This window comes from Pseudomonas coleopterorum, assembly GCF_900105555.1.
Taxonomy (GTDB): Bacteria; Pseudomonadota; Gammaproteobacteria; order Pseudomonadales; family Pseudomonadaceae; genus Aquipseudomonas; species Aquipseudomonas coleopterorum.
Map to the genome: position 1 here is coordinate 1,067,867 of NZ_FNTZ01000001.1, position 25,796 is coordinate 1,093,662.

The 25,796-nt window shown below is 61.8% G+C and carries 24 protein-coding genes; 15 read left to right on the plus strand and 9 right to left on the minus strand.

Annotated elements, in window-relative coordinates; all coding sequences use genetic code 11:
• Nucleotides 1-26: 26 nt before the first annotated feature.
• Nucleotides 27-698 carry a response regulator gene (locus tag BLV18_RS04755; RefSeq protein ID WP_049860714.1) on the plus strand — a complete coding sequence of 224 codons (672 nt, stop codon included), beginning with the start codon at nt 27-29 and terminating at the stop codon, nt 696-698.
• A complete protein-coding gene (locus BLV18_RS04760) occupies nt 691-2,073 on the plus strand; it encodes a sensor histidine kinase (RefSeq protein WP_049860715.1) in 1,383 nt (460 codons plus the stop codon). The genes BLV18_RS04755 and BLV18_RS04760 overlap by 8 nt, the downstream gene beginning before the upstream one ends.
• On the opposite strand, the gene BLV18_RS04765 is transcribed toward BLV18_RS04760, so the two are convergent.
• Entirely contained in the window at nt 2,070-2,882 is an 813-nt protein-coding gene (locus tag BLV18_RS04765) for an HDOD domain-containing protein (RefSeq protein ID WP_090356665.1), read from the minus strand. The two genes, BLV18_RS04760 and BLV18_RS04765, sit on opposite strands and share 4 nt — an antisense overlap.
• Before the next feature lie 52 nt (nt 2,883-2,934).
• On the minus strand, nt 2,935-3,876 hold the full coding sequence (gene ygfZ, locus BLV18_RS04770; RefSeq protein ID WP_090356667.1) for a CAF17-like 4Fe-4S cluster assembly/insertion protein YgfZ: 942 nt from the start codon (nt 3,874-3,876) through the stop codon (nt 2,935-2,937).
• Nucleotides 3,877-4,003: 127 nt separating this feature from the next.
• Between ygfZ and BLV18_RS04775 the strand changes: the two genes are divergently transcribed.
• Both BLV18_RS04775 and BLV18_RS04780 read left to right on the plus strand, forming a co-directional pair.
• Nucleotides 4,004-4,258, plus strand: a complete 255-nt coding sequence (locus BLV18_RS04775; RefSeq protein WP_043187050.1) for an FAD assembly factor SdhE — start codon at nt 4,004-4,006, stop codon at nt 4,256-4,258.
• Entirely contained in the window at nt 4,242-4,694 is a 453-nt protein-coding gene (locus BLV18_RS04780; RefSeq protein WP_090356669.1) for a protein YgfX, read from the plus strand. Before BLV18_RS04775 ends, BLV18_RS04780 begins: the two co-directional genes overlap by 17 nt.
• On the opposite strand, the gene nadB is transcribed toward BLV18_RS04780, so the two are convergent.
• Nucleotides 4,663-6,279: an L-aspartate oxidase gene (nadB, locus tag BLV18_RS04785; RefSeq protein ID WP_090356671.1), complete on the minus strand. Its 1,617-nt coding sequence runs from the start codon at nt 6,277-6,279 to the stop codon at nt 4,663-4,665. The two genes, BLV18_RS04780 and nadB, sit on opposite strands and share 32 nt — an antisense overlap.
• Nucleotides 6,280-6,845: 566 nt before the next feature.
• Here nadB and rpoE point away from each other — a divergent pair.
• The 11 genes from rpoE (at nt 6,846) to pdxJ (ending at nt 17,223) form a co-directional block, all read left to right on the plus strand.
• Nucleotides 6,846-7,427 (plus strand): RNA polymerase sigma factor RpoE/AlgU, encoded by a 582-nt coding sequence (rpoE, locus tag BLV18_RS04790; protein WP_011535354.1) that lies wholly within the window; start codon nt 6,846-6,848, stop codon nt 7,425-7,427.
• A gap of 30 nt (nt 7,428-7,457) precedes the next feature.
• Nucleotides 7,458-8,051: a sigma-E factor negative regulatory protein gene (locus tag BLV18_RS04795; RefSeq protein ID WP_090356673.1), complete on the plus strand. Its 594-nt coding sequence runs from the start codon at nt 7,458-7,460 to the stop codon at nt 8,049-8,051.
• A gap of 8 nt (nt 8,052-8,059) precedes the next feature.
• Nucleotides 8,060-9,010 (plus strand): MucB/RseB C-terminal domain-containing protein, encoded by a 951-nt coding sequence (locus BLV18_RS04800; protein WP_090356675.1) that lies wholly within the window; start codon nt 8,060-8,062, stop codon nt 9,008-9,010.
• Nucleotides 9,011-9,330: 320 nt separating this feature from the next.
• Nucleotides 9,331-10,716 carry a DegQ family serine endoprotease gene (locus BLV18_RS04805; protein WP_244156927.1) on the plus strand — a complete coding sequence of 462 codons (1,386 nt, stop codon included), beginning with the start codon at nt 9,331-9,333 and terminating at the stop codon, nt 10,714-10,716.
• 252 nt (nt 10,717-10,968) lie between these two features.
• Nucleotides 10,969-12,765 carry a translation elongation factor 4 gene (gene lepA / locus BLV18_RS04810; RefSeq protein ID WP_049860724.1) on the plus strand — a complete coding sequence of 599 codons (1,797 nt, stop codon included), beginning with the start codon at nt 10,969-10,971 and terminating at the stop codon, nt 12,763-12,765.
• Between the two features lie 9 nt (nt 12,766-12,774).
• On the plus strand, nt 12,775-13,629 hold the full coding sequence (lepB, locus tag BLV18_RS04815) for a signal peptidase I (RefSeq protein WP_090356679.1): 855 nt from the start codon (nt 12,775-12,777) through the stop codon (nt 13,627-13,629).
• Nucleotides 13,630-13,681: 52 nt separating this feature from the next.
• Entirely contained in the window at nt 13,682-14,059 is a 378-nt protein-coding gene (locus BLV18_RS04820; RefSeq protein WP_090362011.1) for a DUF4845 domain-containing protein, read from the plus strand.
• Nucleotides 14,056-14,745 carry a ribonuclease III gene (gene rnc, locus BLV18_RS04825; protein WP_049860726.1) on the plus strand — a complete coding sequence of 230 codons (690 nt, stop codon included), beginning with the start codon at nt 14,056-14,058 and terminating at the stop codon, nt 14,743-14,745. The genes BLV18_RS04820 and rnc overlap by 4 nt, the downstream gene beginning before the upstream one ends.
• Nucleotides 14,738-15,640 (plus strand): GTPase Era, encoded by a 903-nt coding sequence (era, locus tag BLV18_RS04830; RefSeq protein ID WP_049860727.1) that lies wholly within the window; start codon nt 14,738-14,740, stop codon nt 15,638-15,640. The genes rnc and era overlap by 8 nt, the downstream gene beginning before the upstream one ends.
• 111 nt (nt 15,641-15,751) lie before the next feature.
• Entirely contained in the window at nt 15,752-16,438 is a 687-nt protein-coding gene (gene recO, locus BLV18_RS04835; RefSeq protein ID WP_056845139.1) for a DNA repair protein RecO, read from the plus strand.
• 41 nt (nt 16,439-16,479) lie between these two features.
• On the plus strand, nt 16,480-17,223 hold the full coding sequence (gene pdxJ, locus BLV18_RS04840) for a pyridoxine 5'-phosphate synthase (RefSeq protein ID WP_090356681.1): 744 nt from the start codon (nt 16,480-16,482) through the stop codon (nt 17,221-17,223).
• A 93-nt stretch (nt 17,224-17,316) separates the two neighbouring features.
• Here the strand turns inward: pdxJ and nadE are convergent, their stop codons facing one another.
• From nadE to BLV18_RS04870, 6 genes are all read right to left on the minus strand, one after another.
• Complete coding sequence (gene nadE / locus BLV18_RS04845; protein WP_090356684.1) at nt 17,317-18,144, minus strand: NAD(+) synthase; 828 nt, start codon at nt 18,142-18,144, stop codon at nt 17,317-17,319.
• Between the two features lie 195 nt (nt 18,145-18,339).
• Nucleotides 18,340-18,681 (minus strand): CopM family metallochaperone, encoded by a 342-nt coding sequence (gene copM / locus BLV18_RS04850; protein ID WP_090356686.1) that lies wholly within the window; start codon nt 18,679-18,681, stop codon nt 18,340-18,342.
• A 192-nt stretch (nt 18,682-18,873) separates the two neighbouring features.
• Nucleotides 18,874-19,860 carry a LacI family DNA-binding transcriptional regulator gene (locus tag BLV18_RS04855; RefSeq protein ID WP_167375910.1) on the minus strand — a complete coding sequence of 329 codons (987 nt, stop codon included), beginning with the start codon at nt 19,858-19,860 and terminating at the stop codon, nt 18,874-18,876.
• A 193-nt stretch (nt 19,861-20,053) separates the two neighbouring features.
• A complete protein-coding gene (locus tag BLV18_RS04860) occupies nt 20,054-21,307 on the minus strand; it encodes a D-mannose isomerase (protein ID WP_090356690.1) in 1,254 nt (417 codons plus the stop codon).
• Nucleotides 21,300-22,157 carry a glucose 1-dehydrogenase gene (locus BLV18_RS04865; RefSeq protein WP_090356692.1) on the minus strand — a complete coding sequence of 286 codons (858 nt, stop codon included), beginning with the start codon at nt 22,155-22,157 and terminating at the stop codon, nt 21,300-21,302. Before BLV18_RS04865 ends, BLV18_RS04860 begins: the two co-directional genes overlap by 8 nt.
• A 279-nt stretch (nt 22,158-22,436) precedes the next feature.
• Nucleotides 22,437-25,322 carry a ribonucleoside-diphosphate reductase subunit alpha gene (locus tag BLV18_RS04870; RefSeq protein ID WP_090356694.1) on the minus strand — a complete coding sequence of 962 codons (2,886 nt, stop codon included), beginning with the start codon at nt 25,320-25,322 and terminating at the stop codon, nt 22,437-22,439.
• Between the last annotated feature and the right edge of the window lie 474 nt (nt 25,323-25,796).

Sequence of the window (25,796 nt, forward strand, 5' to 3'; positions counted from 1 at the left end):
AAAAAGATTGGCCGTGAGGAATACCGATGCGTGTCCTGCTTGTAGAAGATCACCTGCAGTTGGCCGAAAGTGTCGCCCAGGCGCTGAAGGCCACCGGCCTGACCGTCGATGTGCTGCACGACGGCGTGGCTGCGGACCTGGCCCTGGCCAGCGAGGAATACGCTGCCGCCATATTGGATGTCGGCCTGCCCAGGCTCGATGGTTTCGAGGTGCTGGCGCGCCTGCGGGCGCGGGGCAAGAACCTGCCGGTGTTGATGCTCACCGCGCGCAGCGACGTCAAGGACCGCGTTCATGGTCTGAACCTGGGCGCCGACGACTACCTGGCCAAGCCGTTCGAGCTCACCGAACTCGAAGCCCGGGTCAAGGCGCTGCTGCGGCGCACCGTGCTTGGAGGAGAGCGGCAGCAGCGCTGCGGTCCGCTGGCCTACGACCTGGACACGCGCCGCTTCACCCTGGGCAAGGAGTTGCTGACCCTGACCTCCCGCGAGCAGGCAGTGCTCGAAGCGCTGATCGCCCGGCCAGGACGGGTGATGAGCAAGGAGCAGTTGGCGGCCCAGGTGTTCGGGCTGGACGAAGAGGCCAGTGCCGATGCCATCGAGATCTACGTGCACCGCCTGCGCAAGAAGCTCGACAAGCAGCCGATCGCCATCGTCACCTTCCGGGGTCTGGGCTACCTGTTGGAAAGCCGCGATGCGTGAGGTCAGCAGCCTGCGTTGGCGGTTGCTGTGGAACCTCGCGATGCTGCTGGTCTTCCTCATGCTGGCCAGCGGCCTGAGTGCCTACTGGAACGGGCGTGAAGCGGCCGACACGGCCTATGACCGAACCCTGCTGGCGTCGGCGCGTACCATCGCCGCCGGGCTGTCCCAGCGCGATGGCACACTCAGCGCAGACGTGCCCTACGTGGCGCTGGATACCTTCGCCTACGACAGCGCCGGGCGTATCTATTACCAGGTCAACGACATCGACAACAAACTGATCTCCGGCTACGAAAACCTGCCGGCGCCGCCCAAGGGCACGCCACGCACGGACGATTATCCGGCCCTGGCCACCTTCTACAGCGGTCGCTACCTGGGCCAGGACGTGCGCGTGGTGAGCCTGCTCAAGGCCGTCAGCGAGCCGAACATGATCGGCATGGCGGAGATTCGCGTGGCCGAGACCGAAGAGGCGCGCGTCTCCATGGCTCGCAGCCTGATGGCCGACACCTTGTTGCGCCTGGGCATGTTGGGCATCGGCGCGTTGCTGCTGGTGTGGATCACGGTCAGCGCAGCGCTGCGGCCATTGGAGCGGCTGCGCGACGAAGTCGAGGACCGTCAGCCCGATGACCTGCGCCCCTTGCCGCTGGTGGAGGTGCAGCGCGAGCTGTGGCCGCTGGTGCAGGCGCTCAACCATTTCACCGAGCGTCTGCGCGTTCAGTTCGAGCGGCAAGCGCAGTTCATCGCCGATGCCGCCCATGAGTTGCGTACGCCGCTGGCCGCGCTCAAGGCACGCGTCGAGCTAGGCTTGCGTGCCGAGCAGCCGGAGGTCTGGCGGACCACGTTGCAGGAAGCAGTGCAGGGCACCGACAAGCTGACCCACCTGGCCAACCAGTTGCTGTCCCTGGCCAGGGTCGAGAACGGCGCCCGGGCCATTGCCGAAGGTGGCGCCCAGCGTCTGGACCTGAGCCAGCTGGCGCGCGAACTGGGCATGGCCATGGCGCCCCTGGCCCATGGCCGGGGGGTGGCATTGGCACTGGAGGCCGATCAGCCGATCTGGCTGCGCGGCGAGCCGACGTTGCTCAACGAATTGCTCAGCAACCTGGTGGACAACGCCCTGGCCCACACCCCGGCCGGCGGCAACGTCATCCTGCGCGTGCTGGCCCCCGGCATCCTCGAAGTGGAAGACGACGGGCCGGGTATTCCGGCAGATGAACGCGATCGCGTGTTCGAGCGTTTCTATCGGCGCAACCCGCACAGCGCCGGTACCGGGCTGGGCCTGGCGATCGTCGGCGAGATCTGTCGCGCCCACATGGCGCGGATCAGCCTGCACGATGGCGCCCGAGGCGGTTTGAAAGTGCGTGTCGACTTTCCGCTCTAGCTGAGCAGCGTCTGCGCGTGCATCAAGTCACTGGCCAGCAGCACCGGGCTCTGCTTGATCTCCAGGCGTCGATACGCCGGGTGTTCGACCAGGGTCGGTAGGCCGGTGTTATGCGGCAGGCGCAGCAGGGTGGCGATCATCACCAGGTCGCCGTAATCGGTTTCCGGGTTATCCCGGTTCAGATCCAGAAACTGGCCGGGCACCTTCGCCAGCATCGCCGGGAAATCCCATTTGCGCAGGATACGGTCACCAATCCGCGGGTGAATGTGCTCGATCACATGGCTGAGGCAAACCGGGTCAGAGAGCAGCTCGTTGCGCTCCTGAGCGTAGGTCAGGATCGGCAGTACGCCGATCTGGTGCACCAGGCCGGCCAGGGCCGCGCGGTCGGGCTTGAGCGAAGTGAAACGCCGCGCCAGTTCGGTGCACATGCCCGCCACCTCCAGGCTGGTTCGCCAGGCCTCACGCATGCGGCTCTGCACGGCAGGGGCGCGGGCATGGAAAATCTGCTCGATCACCAGACCGATGGCCAGGTTGCTGCTGTAGTTGACACCCAGGCGATTGATCGCCGTGCGCACGTCGGTCACTTCGAAGCTGGCCCGCAGCAGCGGGCTGTTGACCACCTTGAGCAGGCGCGCCGAGAGCGCCGCATCCTGGGCGATGACCTGGCTGAGCCGATTGACGCTGACGTTGTCGTCCTCCGCCGCTTCGCGAATTTTGAGGGCCACTTCCGGCATGGTCGGCAGAACCAGATCGTCACGCTCGATGGCGGCCAGCAAATCGCGTTGTACTGTGTCTGCCAGTTGGTTCATTCGGCGCCTCGGCATAGCGGGGAAGGGGGCGCAGGGCCTATGTAAGGCGCTGCTAGCGCTGGATTTCTCGGTCTCGATCAAGTGTATAGGGCAGGGTGAGAAGTTCCAGCGCCGGACCTTCCAGGCTACCCAGGTGGATGCGACCGTCTTCGACGGCGTTGTCCTGAAGGACCGCCAGGGCCTCGTAGCCATCGCTCGTCGGTGCGGCCAGGGCGATCTCGCCGATGGCGCTGCCGTGCACCGGCGAGAACAACCCGGTACCTGGCTCCGGTCGTGTCGAACCGGCCAGTCGGACGTGGTAGAGGCGGCGCTTGAGCTTGCCCAGGTACTGCATGCGCGCGACGATTTCCTGGCCGGTGTAGCAACCCTTCTTGAAGCTCACGCCCCCCACGGCCTGCAGGTTGAGCATCTGCGGGATGAACAGCTCGCGGGTCGGTTCGAGCACCTGGCCGATGCCGGCGCGAATCTGACCCAGCAGCCACTCGTCGAGCGATCCTTGAGTCAGCTGCTCACCCAGTCGAAGGGTCAGGTTCTCGGCCTGCTCGGCAGGCGCCCACAGCTCGGCTCGGGCGGGGGATACCCGTACCGCGATCAGCGCGCCGTGGCGCACCACCGCGTCGGTTTCCAGGGGCAGTTGCAGGCCCAGGGCAGTCAGAGCGCCATCGCCATGCTGAACGCCGAAACGCACCCAGGCATCACTTTCGTCGGTCAACTTGGACTTGGAGAACACGGCGTACTTTTTCAGGTCGGCCAACTGCGCTTCGAGCAGGCCGCGAGCCATGGCCAGCACGCAGCCATCGCCTTGCAACAGGATGCGGAAGCTGGACTGCATGCGGCCTTTCTGGGTGCAACGCGCACCGAGGCTGGCAGTGTGCTCGTCCAGGTAGTTGAGATTGCAGGTCAGCTGGCCCTGCAGAAACTTGCTGGCGTCCGAGCCGCGAACGGCCAGGACGCCCTCGTGGGCCAGGGTGCAGAACATAGCGGTATCGGACATGGGTCATCGCTGAGTTGAAAAGAATGGACATCATCATAGAGCCCCGCACCGGGGGAATGCTATCCCTGCCGCCCTGACACCCCATCGGCGCGTCTGTATACTGCGCGCCTATTCAAGGAGCCCCCCCATGGTCGAAAACGTTGAACTCAACCGGCTTTACTGGCACAGCCGCCGCGGCATGCTGGAGCTGGACGTGTTGCTGGTGCCTTTCGTCAAGGAAGTCTATCCCCACTTGAATCAGGTGGATCGTGACCTCTACGTGCGTCTGCTCGAATGTGAAGATCAGGACATGTTCGGCTGGTTCATGGAGCGCAACGAATCGCAGGACCCCGAGTTGCAGCGCATGGTCCGGATGATTCTGGACCGTGTCCAGCCCAAGTAACCGCTTCGAATGCCACTGGCAGCCTTCACGACGGCTGCTGGCGCTCTACGCACTGGCGCAGGCCGCCGCCTGGCTGGCGAACGGCTTGATGGAGGCGCCGGTGCTCGTGCACCTGGCGACCGGGGTGCTGTGCATTGCGCATGGGCTTTATGTGCTGCCGCGAGAGGTGTTACTCGCCCACCCCCAGGCCGTCACCGGTTTGCGTGGCGATCGCAGCGGCTGGTCGGTGTGGACCGAGGCCGATGGCTGGCAGGCGGTGCAACTACGTCCGGACAGCATGGCATTGCCGCAGGTGGTCATTCTGCGCTTCCGCCTGGCAGGCCAGCGCCGCGTGCGCAGCGCCTGCGTGCTGCCCGACGGCCTGGACGCAGACACTCACCGTCGCCTGCGTCTGCGCCTCAAGTTCAGCCGACGAAGGTGGGCGGCTGCAGAATAGTGTCCTGTGCCTGCGGCAGCAGGTCCGGATAGTCCAGCGTGTAATGCAGGCCGCGGCTTTCCTTGCGCTGCATGGCCGACGCGATCATCAGCTCGGCCACCTGTGCCAGATTGCGCAGTTCGATCAGGTCGCGGCTGACCTTGTAGTTGCTGTAGAACTCGTCGATCTCGTCGAGTAGCAGGCGCACTCGATGCTGCGCGCGCTGCAAGCGCTTGGTGGTGCGCACGATGCCCACGTAGTCCCACATGAAGCGCCGCAACTCGTCCCAGTTGTGGGCGATGATCACGTCTTCGTCCGAGTCGGTCACCTGGCTCGCGTCCCACTGCGGCAGCGGCCCAGGCGCTTGGGTCTGGTCCAGTTGCGCGACGATGTGCTCGGCGGCCGAACGCGCATAGACGATGCACTCGAGCAGCGAGTTGCTGGCCATGCGATTGGCGCCGTGCAGGCCGGTGGAGCTGGTCTCGCCAATGGCGTACAGGCGGGGGACGTCGGTGCAGCCATGCTCATCGACCCGCACGCCACCGCAGGTGTAGTGCGCTGCGGGCACCACGGGAATGCGCTCGCAGGTGATGTCGATGCCGAATTCCAAGCAGCGCTGGTAGACCGTCGGGAAATGGCTGCGCACGAAGTCCGCCGGCTTGTGGCTGATGTCCAGGTACACGCATTCGGCGCCGGTGCGCTTCATTTCATGGTCGATCGCGCGCGCCACGATATCGCGCGGTGCGAGTTCTGCACGTGCATCGAAGCGCGGCATGAAACGTTCGCCATTGGCCAGCGTGAGCAGGGCGCCTTCACCGCGCAGCGCCTCGGTGATCAGGAAACTCTTGGCCTGGGGGTGGTAAAGGCAGGTGGGGTGGAACTGGTTGAATTCCAGATTGGCCACACGACAGCCTGCGCGCCAAGCCATGGCAATGCCATCGCCGCAGGCGCCGTCGGGGTTGCTGGTATAGAGGTAGACCTTGGCCGCGCCGCCGGTGGCCAGTACGGTGAAGCGCGCCCCGTGGGTGTCCACTTCACCGCTGCGGTGATCCAGCACATAAGCGCCAAGACAGCGATCCTCTGTGCGGCCCAGGCGCCGTTCGGTGATCAGGTCGACGGCAGCGCACTGTTCCAGCAACTCGATGTTCGGATGCAGACGTGCCTGGGCCAGCAGGGTGTCGAACAGAGCCGCGCCGGTGGCATCGGCCGCATGGATGATGCGGCGCTGGCTATGGCCTCCTTCGCGCGTAAGGTGAAAGGGGAAGCCGGTATGTTCCGGATCCGAATCATCTTCGCGAGTGAACGGCACACCCATTTCGACCAGCCACTGAATCGCTGCGCGGCTGTGCTGCACCGTGAAGCGGACCGCTTCTTCATTGCACAGGCCAGCGCCGGCATCGAGGGTGTCCTGCACGTGAGCTTCCACGCTGTCGGAGTCTGCAAGCACGGCGGCGACCCCGCCTTGGGCCCACGGTGTGGAGCCGTCACCGAGCCCGCCCTTGCTGATGACCGCGATGCGCAGCGTGGCGGGCAATGCCAGCGCAAGGCTCAAGCCCGCGGCTCCGCTACCGATTACCAGAACATCGTGTTGCCGTTGCTTACCCATTCGAAGGTCATCCGCATGCCGAAAGTAATGTCGCGTGAGTCACCATCCACCGCGCCGTTCGCGCCCGTTGTGCACATCCCGCTGGTATATCCAAGGGGGTAGCGGCACAATAGCGGCACCTTCGACACACGAGGGAATCGTTTCCCACCGGTATGGCGCGGCATTTATAGCAGCCACATCGAGGCTTGCGCTATGGCGGCAGGCACTTTGGGCAGGTAGTCGGTGCTGAACCACTTCAGTGCCAGGAATTCATGGCCTTTGTGTGTAGGGCTTCACCTTCGTATTTGTGGGAACTTTCCTAGAACCCCTGCAATCAATAGAAGGTTGCCCGTAAGAAGGAAACAATGCCGAACAACGAGCGCACCGGCTAGGTCCGGGTGCTGTCATCGGTGAAAAGATTATCGGCGCAGCTCGGCACGTTCGAGCTGCGCTTTCCGTGCAGGCTTGATCCGGGCCTGCGGGAAACTTGCCTGGAGGGGAGAACTTTTGCGAATAGCCCGAGTCTATGGTTGCAAGCCTGAACGATGGCCTGAGCAGCGCTCCTTCCGGACCCATGAGGAGTGTTCATGCTAACCCAGGAAGAGGATCAGCAGCTGGTCGAGCGTGTACAACGCGGTGATCGGCGAGCTTTCGATCTGTTGGTGCTGAAATACCAGCACAAGATTCTCGGGTTGATCGTGCGATTCGTGCACGACACCCATGAAGCCCAGGACGTGGCGCAGGAGGCTTTCATCAAGGCCTACCGCGCATTGGGCAACTTTCGCGGAGACAGCGCGTTCTATACGTGGCTGTACCGTATCGCCATCAACACGGCGAAAAACTATCTGGTGTCCCGCGGACGCAGGCCACCTGACAGTGACGTAAGTTCTGAAGATGCGGAGTTCTATGACGGCGATCATGGCCTCAAGGACCTCGAATCTCCAGAACGTTCATTGCTGCGCGATGAGATCGAAGGCACCGTCCATCGAACCATCCAACAGCTCCCTGAGGACCTGCGCACGGCATTGACGCTGCGCGAGTTCGACGGTCTGAGTTACGAAGACATTGCCAGTGTCATGCAGTGTCCGGTGGGGACCGTGCGGTCGCGGATTTTCCGTGCCCGGGAAGCCATCGACAAAGCCCTGCAGCCGTTGTTGCAGGAATCCTGAGACAGCGGCGATAGCCAAGAGAGGAACGCCATGAGTCGTGAAGCCCTGCAGGAATCGCTGTCCGCAGTGATGGATAACGAAGCGGACGAATTGGAACTGCGTCGGGTACTGACCGCGTTGGACGATGTCGAGGTCCGTGCCACCTGGGCACGTTATCAGCTCGTTCGTGCCGTCATGCACAAGGATCTTCTGGATCCACGTCTGGATCTGTCGACGGCGGTGTCGGTAGCCATTGCCGAAGACATCGCCCCAGCCCCGGCCGCTCGCGGCCCGTGGCGCAGCCTCGGTCGTCTGGCCGTAGCGGCATCGGTGACCGTTGCGGTGCTGGCCGGTGTTCGCCTGTACAACCAGGACGACATCACCGGATCCGAGCTCGCTCAGCAGCAGCCAGCCCAGCAAGCCCCGTCGACCCCGATGGTGCAAGGTCCAGCCGTGCTGGCCGGTTACACACCGGACAGTTCCGACGCGCCCGGCCCGATGGCCAGCGGTGTGCTCAAAGGCCAAGAAGGTCTGAACGACCAGCGTCTGCCGGGTTACCTGCGTCAGCATTCGCAAGAAGCCGCTGCCAAAGGTTCCGACACTGCCCTGCCATCTGCCCGCTCCGCGAGCATGGAAAACCGTTAATCCCGATCATGCGTGCGGCCCTGTTTCTGCCAATTCTACTTGGCCTGGCCGCACCGGCCATTGCCGCACCCGATGCGGCCCAATGGTTGGACGCAATGGCGCAAGCCGAGCGTACGCAGGATTTCCAAGGGACGTTCGTCTACGAACGCGACGGCGACTTTTCTACCTACCATATATGGCACCGCACCGGTAACGGCGCGGTACACGACCGTGTGCTCAAGCTCGACGGCGTCGCTTCCGAGCGCGTGCAGACCGACGGTCGGCTAACCTGCATGACGGGCAGCCCGGTGTCCGGGAGTGGCAAGGTGTCCAGCAGCGCTGCCGCAACCCTCGATCCGCTCAAGCTGATGTCGTGGTACCAACTGCGTGTGGCCGGTACTTCGAGAGTCGCTGGGCGCGACGCCGTGGTCGTGACCATGGTGCCGCGTGATCGTGATCGCTACGCCTTCGAAATGCACCTGGATGCGCACACGGGACTGTTGCTCAAATCCCTGTTGATCGATGCGAAGGGGCGCCTGCTCGAGCGTCTGCAGTACACGCAGCTTCAGCCAGGAGCGCCTGCGCCTGCCGACTTGAAGGCGACGCCAAATTGTAAGCCTGTGTTGCATGCGAGCAGCGGTTCAGCCCCCAGCAATGCCCTCGCGTGGCAGGCCAAATGGATACCTGCCGGCTTCGAATTGGCGCAGACGGCTCAGCGCAAATCTTCGGCCAGCAATGCCGATGTGACCAGCCTGCTGTACGCCGACGGCCTTGCGCATTTCTCTGTTTTTCTCGAACCGCTAAACGGCGCCTCTGCGCGTGATACCCGTGTGCAGCTGGGTCCGACGGCGGCCGTGTCGCGTCGCTTGAAGTCTTCGGATGGCGAAATGATGATCACCGTGGTGGGTGAAATTCCCTTGGGTACAGCGGAGCGAATTGCACTGTCGATACAGCGGCAAGACATTCATGCCGTACGCTGAAGGGTACATGCCTCATGGCGCGGTCATGGCCCTCGCTAACGCTTCATGCTTGGATAATCATCGAGCGTTAACGTGAAACCTGTTTCATCCGGGTTGCAAACCTCCGGATTTTTTCTTATAGGTCAGTGCTTCGGGGGCGAGCTTTTCTAGTCGTTACAGGTTCGCTGCCGTGCGCCGCAGTCAAGCATGGATTCCGCTCTGCGCTGAATTCGCCTTCAGCGGCTGCACAACCCTATTGCTCAACCACGCTCGTTACGAACGGGAGCCGTATGTCGATACCACGTTTCAAACCCTTTCTTTCACTGTTCGCGGCAGTGCTGATGCTGGGCCAGATCGCCAGCGTCCAGGCTGAAGCGCTGCCTGATTTCACGACTCTGGTCGAGCAGGCGTCGCCCGCGGTGGTGAACATCAGTACCACGCAGAAACTGCCGGACCGCGGTGTGGCTGCCAGCCAGATGCCGGACCTGGAAGGTCTGCCGCCGATGTTCCGCGAGTTCTTCGAGCGCAACATGCCGCGCGGTGGCCCACGGTCCCCGCAGCGGGGCGATCGCCAGCGCGAGGCGCAGTCGCTGGGCTCGGGGTTCATCGTTTCGGCTGACGGCTATGTGCTGACCAACAACCATGTGATCGCCGATGCCGACGAAATCATCGTGCGTCTGTCCGACCGCAGTGAACTCAAGGCCAAACTGGTCGGCACCGATCCACGGACCGACGTGGCGTTGCTGAAAATCGATGGCAAGAACCTGCCCACGGTGAAACTGGGTGATTCCGCCAAACTGAAAGTGGGCGAATGGGTGCTGGCCATCGGCTCGCCGTTCGGCTTCGACCATTCGGTGACCAAGGGTATCGTCAGCGCCAAGGGGCGTACCTTGCCCAATGACGCCTACGTGCCGTTCATCCAGACCGACGTGGCCATCAACCCAGGCAACTCGGGCGGCCCGCTGTTCAACATGAACGGTGAGGTAGTGGGCATCAACTCGCAGATTTTCACCCGTTCCGGCGGCTTCATGGGCCTGTCCTTCGCCATCCCGATCGACGTGGCCCTGGATGTGTCGGATCAGCTCAAGAAAGACGGCAAGGTCAGCCGCGGCTGGCTGGGTGTGGTCATTCAGGAGGTCAACAAGGACCTGGCCGAGTCGTTCGGTCTGGACAAGCCGGCCGGTGCGCTGGTGGCGCAGGTGCTTGAAGACGGCCCGGCCGCCAAGGGTGGCTTGCAGGTCGGTGACGTGATCCTGAGCATGAACGGCCAGCCGATCGACATGTCGGCCGATCTGCCGCATCTCGTGGGCGGTCTCAAGGCCGGTGCGAAGGCGAGCCTGGAAGTGATCCGCGAAGGCAAGCGCCGCACCATCGACGTCACCGTCGGCGCGATGCCCGATGACGATCAGGACCTGGATGCCGGTGCCAAGGCCCAGACCGAGCGCAGCAGCAACCGCCTCGGCGTCTCGGTCGCGGAACTGACTGCCGAGCAGAAGAAGTCGCTGGATCTCAAGGGCGGCGTGGTCATCAAGGAAGTGCAGGAGGGTCCGGCGGCACTGATCGGCCTGCAGCCTGGGGATGTCATCACTCACCTGAACAACCAGGCCATCGAGTCGTCGAAGCAGTTCGCCGATATCGCCAAGGGCCTGCCGAAGAACCGTTCGGTGTCCATGCGCGTGCTGCGTCAGGGGCGGGCGAGCTTCATTACCTTCAAGCTGGCCGAATAAGCTTGGGGTAGGTGAACGAAAGGCGACCTTCGGGTCGCCTTTTTTGTGATCGGTGGTGTGGCCTTCGCGGGCAGAGTCCCGCTCCCACAAAACGGCGCACGCCATAAGGTTGTGGGAGCGGGTCTCTGCCCGCGAAGACGTCGGCACTGCCACCCGTAACCCACCGGCTCCCACACCCGAACGTTATTCAGGTACAATTCCCGGCTATTTTTCGTTGGGCGTCCGGCCCGCAGCCTTTTTGAGTGTTGACCCGTGAGTGATTTGAGTCATATCCGCAATTTCTCCATCATCGCCCACATCGATCACGGCAAGTCGACCCTCGCCGATCGGTTCATCCAGATGTGCGGTGGCCTGGCCGACCGCGAAATGGAAGCCCAGGTCCTGGACTCCATGGACCTGGAGCGTGAGCGCGGGATCACCATCAAGGCGCACAGCGTCACCCTGCACTACAAGGCGCAGGACGGCAAAACCTATCAGCTGAACTTCATCGACACCCCCGGCCACGTCGACTTCACCTACGAAGTCAGCCGCTCGCTGGCGGCCTGCGAAGGTGCGCTGCTGGTGGTCGATGCGGGGCAGGGCGTCGAAGCCCAGTCCGTGGCCAACTGCTACACGGCCATCGAACAGGGCCTGGAAGTGATGCCGGTGCTGAACAAGATGGACCTGCCCCAGGCCGACCCGGACAAGGTCAAGGACGAGATCGAGAAGATCATCGGCATCGACGCCACCGACGCCGTGGCGTGCAGCGCCAAAAGCGGCATGGGCGTGATCGACGTGCTCGAACGCTTGGTGCATACCATTCCGGCGCCTACCGGTGACATCGATGCGCCGCTGCAGGCGCTGATCATCGACTCCTGGTTCGACAACTACCTGGGCGTCGTCTCGCTGGTGCGCGTGCGCCATGGCCGGGTGAAGAAGGGCGACAAGATTCTGGTCAAGTCCACCGGCAAGGTACACCTGGTCGACAGCGTCGGCGTCTTCACCCCCAAGCACACGGCCACCGCTGACCTCAAGGCCGGCGAAGTGGGCTTCATCATCGGCAGCATCAAGGACATTCACGGTGCGCCTGTCGGCGACACCCTGACCTTGAGCAGCACCCCTGACGTGCCTGTGCTGCCCGGCTTCAAGCGGATTCAGCCCCAGGTCTACGCCGGCCTGTTCCCGGTCAGCTCGGAAGACTTCGAAGATTTCCGCGATGCCCTGCAGAAACTGACCCTCAACGATTCGTCGCTGCAGTACCTGCCTGAAAGCTCCGACGCCCTGGGCTTCGGCTTCCGCTGCGGGTTCCTGGGCATGCTGCACATGGAAATCATCCAGGAGCGCCTGGAGCGCGAGTACGACCTGGACCTGATCACCACGGCCCCGAGCGTGATCTTCGAAGTGGTCATGAAGACCGGCGAAACCATTTATGTCGACAACCCGTCGAAGCTTCCGGATGTTTCATCCGTCGAGGACTTCCGCGAGCCGATCGTATCGGCGACTATTCTTGTGCCTCAAGAGCACCTGGGCAACGTCATTACCCTGTGCATCGAGAAGCGCGGCGTGCAGCGCGACATGCAGTTCCTCGGCAGCCAGGTCCAGGTTCGCTACGACCTGCCGATGAACGAAGTGGTGCTGGACTTCTTCGACCGCCTGAAATCCACCAGCCGTGGCTATGCCTCGCTGGACTACCATTTCGAGCGTTACCAGTCGGCCAACTTGGTCAAGCTGGACGTGCTGATCAACGGCGACAAGGTCGATGCCCTGGCGCTGATCGTGCACCGCGACAATGCGGCCTACAAGGGTCGTGCTTTGACCGAGAAGATGAAGGAGCTGATCCCTCGGCAGATGTTCGACGTGGCAATCCAGGCCGCCATTGGCGGACAGATTATCGCCCGGACCACTGTCAAGGCGCTCAGAAAGAACGTACTGGCCAAGTGCTACGGCGGCGACGTGAGCCGTAAGCGCAAACTGTTGGAGAAACAGAAGGCCGGTAAGAAACGCATGAAGCAGGTCGGCAACGTGGAAATTCCACAGGAAGCCTTCCTTGCTGTGCTCAGGTTGGAATAATCGAGTCCTATGTCCCTAAATTTCCCGTTGTTGTTGGTTATCGCCGTAGCCGTTTGCGGTCTGCTGGCCTTGCTTGATCTGGTCTTCCTGGCGCCACGGCGACGGGCTGCGATCGCCAACTACGAGGGCAGCGTCAGCCAGCCCGAGCCGTCGGTGGTCGAACGCCTGGACAAGGAACCGCTGCTGGTGGAGTACGGCAAGTCGTTCTTCCCGGTGCTGTTCATCGTGCTGGTGTTGCGTTCGTTTCTGGTTGAGCCGTTCCAGATCCCGTCGGGTTCGATGATCCCGACCCTGGAAGTGGGTGATTTCATCCTCGTCAACAAGTTCTCCTACGGTATTCGCCTGCCGGTGCTGGACAAGAAGGTCATCGAGGTCAACGATCCCAAGCGTGGCGACGTCATGGTGTTCCGCTACCCCAGCGACCCCAACGTCAACTACATCAAGCGCGTGATCGGCTTGCCGGGCGACCGGATTCGCTACACTTCGGACAAGCAGTTGTACGTCAACGGCGAGTTGATCGCTCGCCAGCTGGTCGGCAGCGAGCCGGGCAGTCTGGGCAGCGCCGAGTTGTACAAGGAAAAGCTGGGCGAGGTCGAACACGTGATCCGTCAGGAAATGTCGCGCTACCGTGCGCCGCCCGACAGCCAGTGGACGGTGCCCGCCGGGCACTACTTCATGATGGGTGACAACCGCGACAACTCCAACGACAGCCGCTACTGGGATGACCCGTCGATTCCCAAGGATCTGTTGGGCATGGTCCCCGACCAGAACATCGTCGGCAAGGCCTTCGCCATCTGGATGAGCTGGCCTGAACCCAAGCTCAGCCACTTGCCCAACTTCTCTCGAGTCGGGCTGATCAAGTAGCGCTGCCGGCGCCGTCCATGGACGGCGCCGAATGTTTTCCGAGGTGTCCGGCATGAACGCAGTGAAGTCTCAGCAAGGCATGTCCATCGTCGGCTGGTTGCTGACCCTGGCGGTGGTGGCGTTCGTGGCGAGCACGGCTTTCAAGCTGGTGCCGCACTACATGGATAACCGGACCCTCACCCAAGCCATCGAATCGATCGGCGCCGACAAGTCCACCCGAGTCGATACGGTGGGTGAATTCTATGGCCACGTCAGCCGGGCCATGCAGGTCAACAATATTCAGGATCTGGATTTGAACAAGGTTTTGAGCGTCACCGATGCGGGCAATGTGTTTCAGGCCCACCTCAAGTATGAAAAGCGTGAGCCACTGATCCAGAATCTGGACGTGGTAGTGAAGTTCGATCGTCAGTTCAGCGTGGTCAAGCCGTGACCGCTTCCCTCGGCCGCCTCGAGCGCCAACTGGGCTACACCTTCAAGGACCAGGACCTGATGGTGCTGGCACTGACTCACCGCAGCTTCGCCGGGCGCAACAACGAGCGCCTCGAGTTTCTGGGCGATGCGATTCTCAATTTCGTGGCGGGCGAAGCGCTGTTCGAACGCTTCCCGCAAGCCCGTGAAGGGCAGCTTTCCCGGCTGCGGGCGCGCCTGGTCAAGGGCGAGACCCTGGCCATCCTGGCCCGCGGCTTCGATCTGGGCGACTACCTGCGCCTGGGTTCGGGTGAGCTGAAGAGTGGCGGTTTCCGCCGTGAATCGATCCTGGCCGATGCGCTGGAAGCCTTGATCGGCGCCATCTACCTGGACGCCGGTATGGAGGCAGCGCGCGATCGTGTGCTGGCCTGGCTGGAAGGTCAGTTCGAAGGGCTGACCCTGGTCGACACCAACAAAGATCCCAAGACCCGCCTGCAGGAGTTCCTCCAGTCGCGCGGTGCTGAACTGCCGCGCTATGAAGTGGTGGATATCCAGGGCGACCCGCACTGCCGACAGTTTTTCGTCGAGTGTGAAGTCGTCCTTCTGAATGAGAAAAGCCGGGGCCAGGGCGTCAGCCGTCGCATCGCCGAACAGGTGGCCGCCGCGTCTGCCCTGATCGCCCTGGGCGTGGAGAATGGCAATGACTGATGCACCCGTTACCCGTTGTGGCTATGTAGCCATCGTTGGCCGCCCGAATGTCGGCAAGTCGACGCTGCTCAACCACATCCTGGGGCAGAAGCTGGCGATCACGTCGCGCAAGCCGCAGACCACCCGCCACAACATGCTGGGCATCAAGACCGAGGGCGAGATCCAGGCGGTCTACGTGGACACCCCGGGCATGCACAAAGGCAACGAGAAAGCCCTGAACCGCTACATGAACAAGACCGCGTCGGCGGCGTTGAAAGACGTCGATGTGGTGATCTTCGTGGTCGACCGCACCAAGTGGACCGACGAAGACCAGCTGGTTCTGGAGCGCGTGCAGTATGTGCAGGGGCCGGTGATCCTGGCGATCAACAAGACCGATCGCATCGAGGACAAGGCTGAGCTGATGCCGCACCTGACCTGGCTGCAGGAGCAGTTGCCGAACGCCGAGATCGTGCCAATCTCCGCGCAGCAGGGGCATAACCTGGATGCGCTGGAAAAGGTCATTGCCGGGCACTTGCCCGAGAACGAGCATTTCTTCCCGGAAGACCAGATCACCGATCGCAGCAGCCGCTTCCTGGCCGCCGAACTGGTGCGCGAGAAGATCATGCGCCAGCTGGGTGCCGAGCTGCCGTACCAGATCACCGTGGAAATCGAAGAATTCAAGCAGCAGGGCAAAACCCTGCACATCCATGCCTTGATCCTGGTCGAACGCGATGGTCAGAAGAAGATCATCATTGGCGACAAGGGCGAGCGCATCAAGCGTATCGGCATGGAGGCGCGCAAGGACATGGAGGTGCTGTTCGACTCCAAGGTCATGCTCAATCTGTGGGTGAAAGTGAAGGGCGGCTGGTCCGATGACGAGCGCGCGCTGCGCTCGCTGGGGTATAACGACCAATAGTCTTGTGGTGCTTGTGCGGACCTCTTCGCGCACGATGAGCTTTAGGTTTTCTGTGGGAGCGGGCTCTGCCCGCGAAGAGGCCCGTCCAGACGCTAAACCCGAGTCGCCCACATGTCGACCACCCCAATCCCACAACCCGCCTACGTCCTGCACTCGCGTGCCTACCGCGAAACCAGCGCCTTGGTCGACTTTCTCACCCCCCAGGGCCGCCTGCGGGCCGTGCTGCGCAATGCGCGCGGCAAGGCCGGCACCCTGGCGCGGCCCTTCGTGCCGCTGGAAGTCGAGTTTCGCGGCAAAGGCGAACTCAAGAACGTCTCGCGCATGGAATCCGCCGGGGTGGCGGTATGGATGCTCGGTGACGCACTGTTCAGCGGCCTGTACCTCAACGAGCTGATCATTCGCCTGTTGCCCAGCGAAGACCCTCATCCCCAGGTGTTCGAACACTACGCCGCGACCCTCCAGGCGCTCGGCGCCGGGCGTGCTCTGGAGCCTCTGCTGCGCTCCTTCGAATGGCGCCTGCTGGACCAGCTCGGCTATGGCTTCGCCCTGGACGTGGACGTCAACGGTGACCCGGTGGCAACCGACGGCTTGTACCGCCTGTTGGTGGATGCCGGCCTGGAGCGAGTCGAGCTGCTGCAACCCGGACTGTTCCAGGGCGCCGAATTGCTCGCCATGGCCCAGGCCAGTTGGGAAACGCCAGGCGCGCTGGCCGCAGCCAAGCGCTTGATGCGCCAGGCCCTGGCCGTGCACCTGGGCGGCCGTCCGCTGGTCAGCCGCGAGTTGTTTCGCAAGCCCTGACCAACACGTATGCTGTGCCCTGGATTTTTCGGAGAGTTCTCGTGGATACCTGTAACCGCATTCTGTTGGGCGTCAACATCGATCACGTGGCCACCTTGCGCCAGGCCCGTGGCACGCGCTACCCCGACCCGGTCAAGGCCGCGCTCGACGCCGAGGAAGCGGGCGCCGACGGCATCACCGTGCACCTGCGCGAAGACCGCCGGCACATCCAGCCGCGCGATGTGCTGCTGCTCAAGGACGTCTTGCAGACCCGCATGAATTTCGAAATGGGCGTGACCGAGGCCATGCTGACCTTCGCCGAGCAGATCCGCCCGGCCCACGTGTGCCTGGTGCCCGAAACCCGCGAAGAGCTGACCACCGAGGGTGGCCTGGACGTCGCCGGTCAGGAAGCCAAGATCAAGGCCGCCGTGGAGCGCCTGAGCAAGCTGGGTTGCGAGGTGTCACTGTTCATCGATGCCGACGAACGCCAGATCGAAGCCTCGAAGCGCATGGGCGCCCCGGCGATCGAACTGCACACCGGCCGCTACGCCGATGCCCAGACCCCGAGCGAAGTGGCCGCTGAGCTGCAGCGCATCGTCGACGGCGTCGGCTTCGGCCTGGGCCAGGGCTTGATCGTCAATGCCGGCCACGGCCTGCACTATCACAACGTCGAGCCGATCGCGGCGATTCGCGGCGTGAACGAGTTGAACATCGGTCACGCGTTGGTCGCCCACGCGCTGTTCGTCGGCTTCAAGGCGGCAGTGGCAGAGATGAAGGCGTTGATTCAGGTAGCCAGCAGGGGCTGAAACAAAGGCTTTCGCGGCCCATGATCGCTTCTACGCTATTCCGCTCTCTGTAGGAGCGGTCAGCGGCCGCGAACGGCCCGCTGCGGTCCCGGCTCATGGCGCAAACGGTAACTCACGCTTGTGGCGGGTCTGGTCGTAGGCCTTGACGATAATCGCGTAGGCTTCGTCGCCCACGGGCTCGCCGTGGAGGAACGCGTCGATCTGCTTGTAGCTGACGCCATGGGCGTCTTCATCCGGCTTGCCGGGGCGCAGCTCTTCGAGGTCGGCGGTGGGCACCTTCATCACCAGGTTGTCCGGCGCGCCCAGGCGGCGGGCGATGGCGCGTACCTGGTTCTTCACCAGACCGCTTAGGGGCGTCAGGTCGCAGGCACCGTCACCGAATTTGGTGAAGAAGCCCATCACCGCTTCGGCCGCATGATCCGTACCGATCACCAGGCCATTGTTGGCGTTGGCAATGGTGTATTGCGCGACCATGCGCACTCGGGCCTTGACGTTGCCCATGACGAAGTCGCGACGGGCGTCGCTCAGCTCCTGAAGCTGAGTGGTTTGCTGCGCCAGGCCCTGCACGGCGCTGGCAATGTTCACCGTTTCTTCGACGTCGGCGCGAATGAAGCGCATGGAAGCCGCTGCGTCGTCCTCGTCGTGCTGGACGTTGTAGGGCAGGCGCACGGCGATGAACCGGTAGTCCATATCACCCGTGCTCGTGCGCAGTTCCTCAATGGCCAACTGTGCCAGGCGTCCGGCCGTGAGCGAGTCGACGCCGCCGCTGATGCCCAGCACCAGGACTTTCAAGCCTGCGCTGGTCAGGCACTGCTTGATGAAGGCCTTGCGGCGTTCTATTTCCTGATCGATGGCGTGGTCGTCGGCGAACGGGGGGACCACGGCCAGGGCGGCGGCGATCTCGCTTTGGCGGTTGCTCATGGGCGGACTCCTTGAAGGTGGGGTTCGAGCGGGGAGGGTGAAAGCTTACATCGAAAATAGGGGGAGTGTTGGGGTGGTCATACTGGCCTCTTCGCGGGCAGAGCCCGCTCCCACAATGTATGCACCTACAGTGGGACGCAGCGGGCTTGCGGGCAGAGCGGCGAAGGGGGCGGCACTCCCAGGCGAACGTCTACATCACTTCTGATGTTTCTTGACCCATGTCTCCATCTGGTCGATCTCGGCCTGCTGGGCCTTGATGATGTCTTCGGCCAGCTTGCGCATTTCCGCGTCCTTGCCGTATTTGAGCTCGATCCTGGCCATGTCCAGCGCCGCCTTGTGGTGGGCCAGCATGCCTTTGGCGAACGCTACGTCGGCGTCTTTTTCCATGCCGCCTTCGTGCATGGATTTCTGCATGGTTTCCATGCTCATCATGTATTCATGCTGCATCGGCGTCATGTCGCTGTTGCCGTGCGACATCTCGGCAGCGAAGGCGGGGGCGGCCATACAGGCCAGGAGCAGGGCGGCGGTGGTTTTCATGGTAGTGACCAATCCGAGAGTGGGTTCGATGGGTTGACGGGCAGCCGTGAGGAAGGTTCCGTGTGGGGGCTGTTCGAGTGTACGCAATGTTTTCCGAAAACCTTCGCGGACGATCAAGGTCAGCCCGTGAAGGGGCAAATTTATTGGTTATCGGTTGGTGAAAGTACGTGCTGCATTCGATGAACTGAAACGCTAGACATCCTGTTCTTTGCCTGGCTGATTTCTGTTCGTACTTGCTCTTGCTATCAGTCGAGGCATCGGTTGGCTGTCATCGATTTCGTCTTCTGGTTCCACGATATGGCTGAGTGCCCTTGCAACGAGAGTGTCCAGGTTCTGATCGAACGATGTCAGGTCGTAGCTTCTCCAGGCGCTGCCAGGTGTGTTGTCAAAGCCTATGATCATCACGTCCTCGGGACAGCGCAGGCCACCTTCTTTTCTGATGGCGTCCATGACGCCGAAGGCCATGAGATCATTGGTGCAGAACACGGCATCCGGACGGCTGCCGTCAGTGGCCAGCGTACAGCCCCAATCGTATCCATAACGATAGGTGTAGTCGCCCTCGACCATGGTAGGTGCACAGGCATCAAGCGCCGCCAACTCCTGAGCAAAGCCCAGGCCACGTTCTCGATGCGCAATGTGATCTCCCGGACCGCCTATAAAAGCAAAACGGGTGGCTCCCCGTTCCACCAAGTGGCGCGCGGCCAACCGACCTGCGGCTCGATTGTCGCAGTTGATTGCCTTGATGTAGTCGTTGGTAATCTCCGAGTTGAGCGTGACCACAGGGACGCGGTGAGCCGCCAGGGCCGTCGCTATATCATGTGAACCCACGGAGAGCGAACTGACGACGCCATCGATTCTGTACCCGGCGAAGTCTGCAACCACCGCGTCGAGCAGACGGTCACTTTCAACCTGGATGACCATCGCCTGTTTGCCACGAGCGCTGATGCCCTTGAGAAAAGCGTCCAGCGCCATGGTGTGGAACGGGTTATAGAAACCTCCAGCCACCACGGCAATGATGTGCGACCGACCGCTCAACATCATGCCGGGCAGACGGTTGGGCTGGTAGCCCAGTTCTGCCGCAGCTTCCATGATTCGTTTGCGCTTCGCTTCGGAGACGCTACCGCCCGCTGTGAACGCCCTGGAAACCGCTGACTGCGAGACGTTGGCCAGGCGTGCCACGTCGTGGGACGTGGCGTTCGTGCGCCCTGAAGACGTCATGAGGTCATGGGCCCGGTCGGTGGGCTATAGGTGTATGGATTCACATCAGGTTCCCTGTTTTCTCGCTGGAATGCATCGAGTATTGCCGATAGTCGTTCAAGCTTTGAAACGAAATTTCAACTACCTCGTCAGCAGAGTCCAGCGTTACCGCAGTTCATCTGTTGCAACGTGCCAGCACTGTAGCAATGGAGGGCGTGACGGGCAGGGTCGGCGTCAAAGTGGCTTGATAGGCATGATAAAGATCCGCTTTGCCTTGGTACACCTGACGAGAAGGTTTGCCCTGCGGATCAACTTCGTTGTGCCAGCTGCCAAGTTGTCTGTCAATCACGTGTTGATCGACGTAATTCCAGAAAGATCGATACCAGTCTTCATATTGAATGTCACCTGTACGCTTGAGCAGAGTGGCTGCTGCTGTGATGGCTTCAGCCTGGACCCAATGGGCTCTGTTCTTTACGCAGGGCCTATCATCCCAACCAATGGTGTAGACAATACCGGGCTGACCGTCTGCAGCCCAGCCGGTTTCAATACCCGCATTGAACAGTCCTACCGCATCCTGGAACAGCCATGCAGGCGCCTCTTTGCCATTGGCCAGAAGCGCAGCTTCCAGCTTCACGAGTAGGTGTGACCATTCGAAGAAGTGACCGGGCGTCATTCCAAAGGGACGCAGATCATCCGTGGATTTGTCTTGGTTGTAGGCTTTATCGATATGCCAGGAGGGGTCGAAGTGTTCGGCTACCCGATAGTGATTGGCGCGGGCATGCACATGGATCACGCGGGTCGCGATTCTGAGCGCGCGCTCGCGCCACAGGGGAGCATCCAGTACATCTGCCAGGGCCATGCACATTTCCACGCTGTGCATGTTGCTGTTGGCACCTCGATAGTGCTCTTCATCGCCCCAGTCGGCCGCGAAGCTTTCACGCATCGCCCCTTCGCTCTCTGACCAAAAGTGCCTTTCCAGAACGTCGACGATTGCGTCCAGAAGAACGCCCGCATTCTGCGCTCCTGCCACGCAGGCTGAGGACGCAGCCAGGCCAACGAACGCATGGACGTAGGCCAGCTTCCGACCGCATACATCGGCAGCGTCGGGTAGCCAACCGTCGTTGACGGGATCGCGTAACGGACCCAACAGCGCCGTTACGCCATGTTCGACCAGTGGCATGCACCCGGGCAGGCCGAGAATAGCCCCCAGTGCATAGGCGTGTGTCATGCGTGCCGTGATGATGGTTTCAGCCACTGGGTCAGCAGTCAGTTCACCGTGGTCATCAAGCGCGGCGAAACCGTTCGTCACCTTTGATTGCTTGGAAAAATCGAGTAAGCGCTGCCCCTGCGTATCAAGCCAATGGCTGTGTCTTGGATTGTCTATCCAAGCGCAAAGGGGAGGCGCCACATAGGCGAAGGCATTATCCATTGATGATCATCCCGCCGTTGACATGAATCGTCTGCCCGGTGACGAAGGAGGCTTCTTCACTGGCGAGATAGACGTACGCCGGCCCCAGCTCACTGGGCTGTCCAATGCGTTTCATGGGGACATCCTTGCCCATGTCGGCGACCATCTGGGGATCCATGGGGCCGAAACCGGCCGGCTGGATCGAGGTCCAGACAGGTCCCGGAGCTACTTCATTCACCCTGATGCCTTTGGCGGCCAGTTGAAGGGCGAGTGCGCGAGTAAAACCCGCTTGAGCGGCCTTGGTCGTCGAATAGGCGACAAGGAATTCGTTACCGGCGAAGGCATTGACCGATGTGGTGTTGATGATCGATGCGCCTTCGCCGAGGTGCGGCAGAGCGGCACGGCTGAGGAAGAACATCGCATGGACATTGATTTCGAAGTGCCATAGCCAATCACTGTCTGATATGTCGCTCAGGTCTTTGGCAACTTTCTGGATGCCGGCGTTGTTCACCAGTATATGAAGGCTGCCAAAAGCGCCGATTGCCGTGTCGATCACTTCTTTGCACGCTTTGGGGCTGCGCAAGTCGGCTTCGATCGAAAGCGCTTGCACGCCTTCCGCCTCGATCATTCGGATAGATTCCGCCGCGTCGTCTGCCTCCTCTGGCAAATGGACGATGGCGACATCTGCACCCTCGCGGGCAAAGTGGACGGCCACGGCGCGGCCGATGCCGCTGTCTCCGCCGGTCACGATCGCTTTCTTGCCTTGCAAGCGACCCGCGCCCTTGTAAGTAGCCCGGATATGCTCGGCAGGCGGCGTCAGTTCGCTTTCACGGCCGGGCATGCGATTCTGGGATTGGGGAAGTATCTGCATTTCAGGACTCTCGATCAGGGGGTGTAAAACCTCTGATTTGAGCGAAGCAGATTCGTTGCATCGCGATGCAAAAAAAAATTCAGGCACTCGCGATCAGTCATCGAGGCTTGAAAAAAATCGAACGTTAACGCGGGCAAGGGATGTGCTGGTCTCCAGCTTGCGAGCTGGTTAGCACGAAGAATGTGCGGAAAAAGGCGGGGTAGGTGAACCCTTCAAGCCTCTTTGCAGAGGCTTGAAGGGGGCGGTGCGATTACGAGCTAGGGGTATTGAAACCTGGGATCACTGGCAAGCTTCGCAATCCGGCTCGTCGATCGCGCAGGCTTTCGGCACAGGCGCCGGGCCAGCTGGAGCGGCCTGCATCGGCGCGCTGTCGCCACCGCTGGATACGGCGTTGAGCTTGCTGGTGCTGATGGTCGACTTCTCGGTGCTGGTCGCGGCCAGGGCACGGAGGTAGTAGGTGGTTTTCAGACCACGGTACCAGGCCATGCGGTAGGTCACGTCGAGCTTCTTGCCCGAAGCACCGGCGATGTACAGGTTCAGCGACTGGGCCTGGTCGATCCATTTCTGGCGACGGCTGGCGGCGTCGACGATCCACTTGGTGTCCACTTCGAAAGCGGTCGCGTAGAGGTCTTTCAACTCCTGCGGAATGCGTTCGATCTGCTGCACCGAGCCATCGTAGTACTTGAGGTCGTTGATCATGACCGAGTCCCACAGGCCGCGCTCTTTGAGGTCGCGAACCAGGTAGGGGTTGATCACGGTGAACTCGCCCGACAGGTTCGATTTCACGTACAGGTTCTGGTAGGTCGGTTCGATCGACTGCGAAACGCCAGTAATGTTGGCGATGGTCGCGGTCGGTGCGATGGCCATGATGTTCGAGTTGCGAATGCCTTTCTGCACGCGGGCACGGACCGGTGCCCAGTCCAGGGATTCGTTGAGGTCGACATCGATGTACTTCTGGCCACGGGCCTCGATCAGGATCTGTTGCGAATCCAGCGGCAGGATGCCCTTGGACCACAGCGAACCTTGGAACGTCTCGTAGGCGCCGCGCTCGTCGGCCAGGTCGCAGGACGCCTGGATGGCGTAGTAGCTGACCGCTTCCATCGACTTGTCGGCGAACTCGACCGCAGCATCGGAACCGTACGGGATGTGCTGTTTGTACAGCGCGTCCTGGAAGCCCATGATGCCCAGGCCGACCGGACGGTGCTTGAAGTTGGAGTTGCGCGCCTGCGGCACCGAGTAGTAGTTGATGTCGATCACGTTGTCGAGCATGCGCACGGCGGTGTTGATGGTGCGCTCGAGCTTGGCGGTGTCCAGCTTGCCGTCGGTGATGTGGTTCGGCAGGTTGATCGAGCCCAGGTTGCAGACCGCGATCTCGTCCTTGTTGGTGTTCAGGGTGATCTCGGTGCACAGGTTCGAGCTGTGCACCACGCCGACGTGCTGTTGCGGCGAGCGCAGGTTGCACGGGTCCTTGAAGGTCAGCCATGGGTGACCGGTTTCGAACAGCATCGACAGCATCTTGCGCCACAGGTCTTTGGCCTGGACGGTCTTGAACACCTTGATCTTGTTGTACTCGGTCAGCGCTTCGTAGTACTCGTAGCGCTCTTCGAAGGCCTTGCCGGTCAGGTCGTGCAGGTCCGGGACTTCGTTGGGCGAGAACAGGGTCCACTTGCCGTCGTCGAAGACGCGCTTCATGAACAGGTCAGGGATCCAGTTGGCGGTGTTCATGTCGTGGGTACGACGGCGATCGTCACCGGTGTTCTTGCGCAGCTCGATGAATTCTTCGATGTCCAGGTGCCAGGTTTCCAGGTACGCGCAGACCGCGCCCTTGCGCTTGCCGCCCTGGTTCACTGCAACCGCGGTGTCGTTGACCACTTTCAGGAACGGCACCACGCCTTGGGATTTACCATTGGTGCCCTTGATGTAGGAGCCCAGGGCGCGCACGGGGGTCCAGTCGTTGCCCAGGCCACCGGCGAATTTGGACAGCATGGCGTTGTCGTGGATCGCGCCGTAGATGCCCGACAGGTCGTCCGGAACGGTGGTCAGGTAGCAGCTCGACAGCTGCGGACGCAGGGTACCAGCGTTGAACAGGGTCGGAGTCGAGGCCATGTAGTCGAAGGACGACAACAGGTTGTAGAACTCGATCGCGCGGTCTTCCTTGTTCTTCTCTTCGATCGCCAGGCCCATGGCCACGCGCATGAAGAAGATCTGCGGCAGTTCGAAACGCACGCCATCCTTGTGGATGAAATAACGGTCGTACAGGGTCTGCAGACCCAGGTAGGTGAATTGCTGATCGCGCTCGTGGTTGATCGCCCGGCCCAGTTTTTCCAGGTCGAAGGTGGCCAGCACGGGGTTCAGCAGTTCGAACTCGATACCCTTGGCGATGTACGACGGCAGGGCCTTGGCGTACAGGTCGACCATCTCGTGGTGAGTGGCGCTGTCGGCCACTTCCAGGAAGCTCAGGCCTTCGGCGCGCAGGGTGTCCATCAGCAGACGGGCGGTGACGAACGAGTAGTTCGGCTCGCGCTCGACCAGGGTACGCGAGGTCATCACCAGGGCGGTATTGACATCGGTCAGGGCCACGCCGTCGTACAGGTTCTTCAGGGTTTCTTTCTGGATCAGACCGCCGTCGACTTCGGCCAGGCCTTCGCAGGCTTCGCTGATGATGGTGTTCAGGCGACCCATGTCCAGCGGCGCCAGGCTGCCGTCAGCCTTGGTGATGCGAATGCTGGGGTGCGCTTCGACCGGTGCGTCGGCCGGGGTGCGGGTGGCGCGCTCCTTGGAGCGCTCGTTGCGGTAGATCACGTAGTCGCGGGCGACTTTCTGCTCGCCGGCACGCATCAGGGCCAGTTCGACCTGGTCCTGGATTTCCTCGATGTGGATGGTGCCACCCGATGGCATGCGACGCTTGAAAGTGGCAGTGACCTGTTCGGTCAGGCGCGCGACGGTGTCGTGGATGCGCGACGAGGCGGCAGCGTTGCCGCCTTCAACTGCAAGGAACGCCTTGGTGATGGCCACGGTGATCTTGTCGTCGGTGTAGCCGACCACGGTACCGTTGCGCTTGATCACGCGCAGTTGGCCTGGAGCGGTCGCGGCCAGATCCGGAGTGGCATCGGCGGCCTGCGGCGCTTTGGCCGGCGAGTTCTCGCGAGTTGTGTCGGTTTGCATGGGGTGAGTATCTCCACGTTCAAAAGTTTGAGCGGACGCCAGTCATTGGGTCCGTCACCAAAAAGCTGTAAGCGGAAGGCCTGAGCCTTCAACGCTTGGGTGTAGGAAAGAGCTGAAAATGCGGCCGTCCGCAGGCAGCGGTAGGCGGGGAATTCTTTAGTGCAAAACACGGGAAAAGCACACTGCAGGGGCTTGAGTTCGGCCTTTGACTTATGCTTGGCTTTTTACGGCCAAACCCTACATGTAGTGGTTTGCGCAGATCGGGATACAAGATAATGCGGTATTGAGGCTATTGCAAGGCGCCCAGCTGTGGATAAGTTGTGGGTATTTTGTGTGTGTCGCCAGCAGACCCTTGCAGGCCAAGAGGGGAGCGGCCTGAACCGTTTGTCACCTGAACTTGCCGACGTCTGCCGACACCAAGCCTTGTGAAAGCGTGAATTTTTGTGTCGTCTATCTGGACTTCTTCGCGTCAGC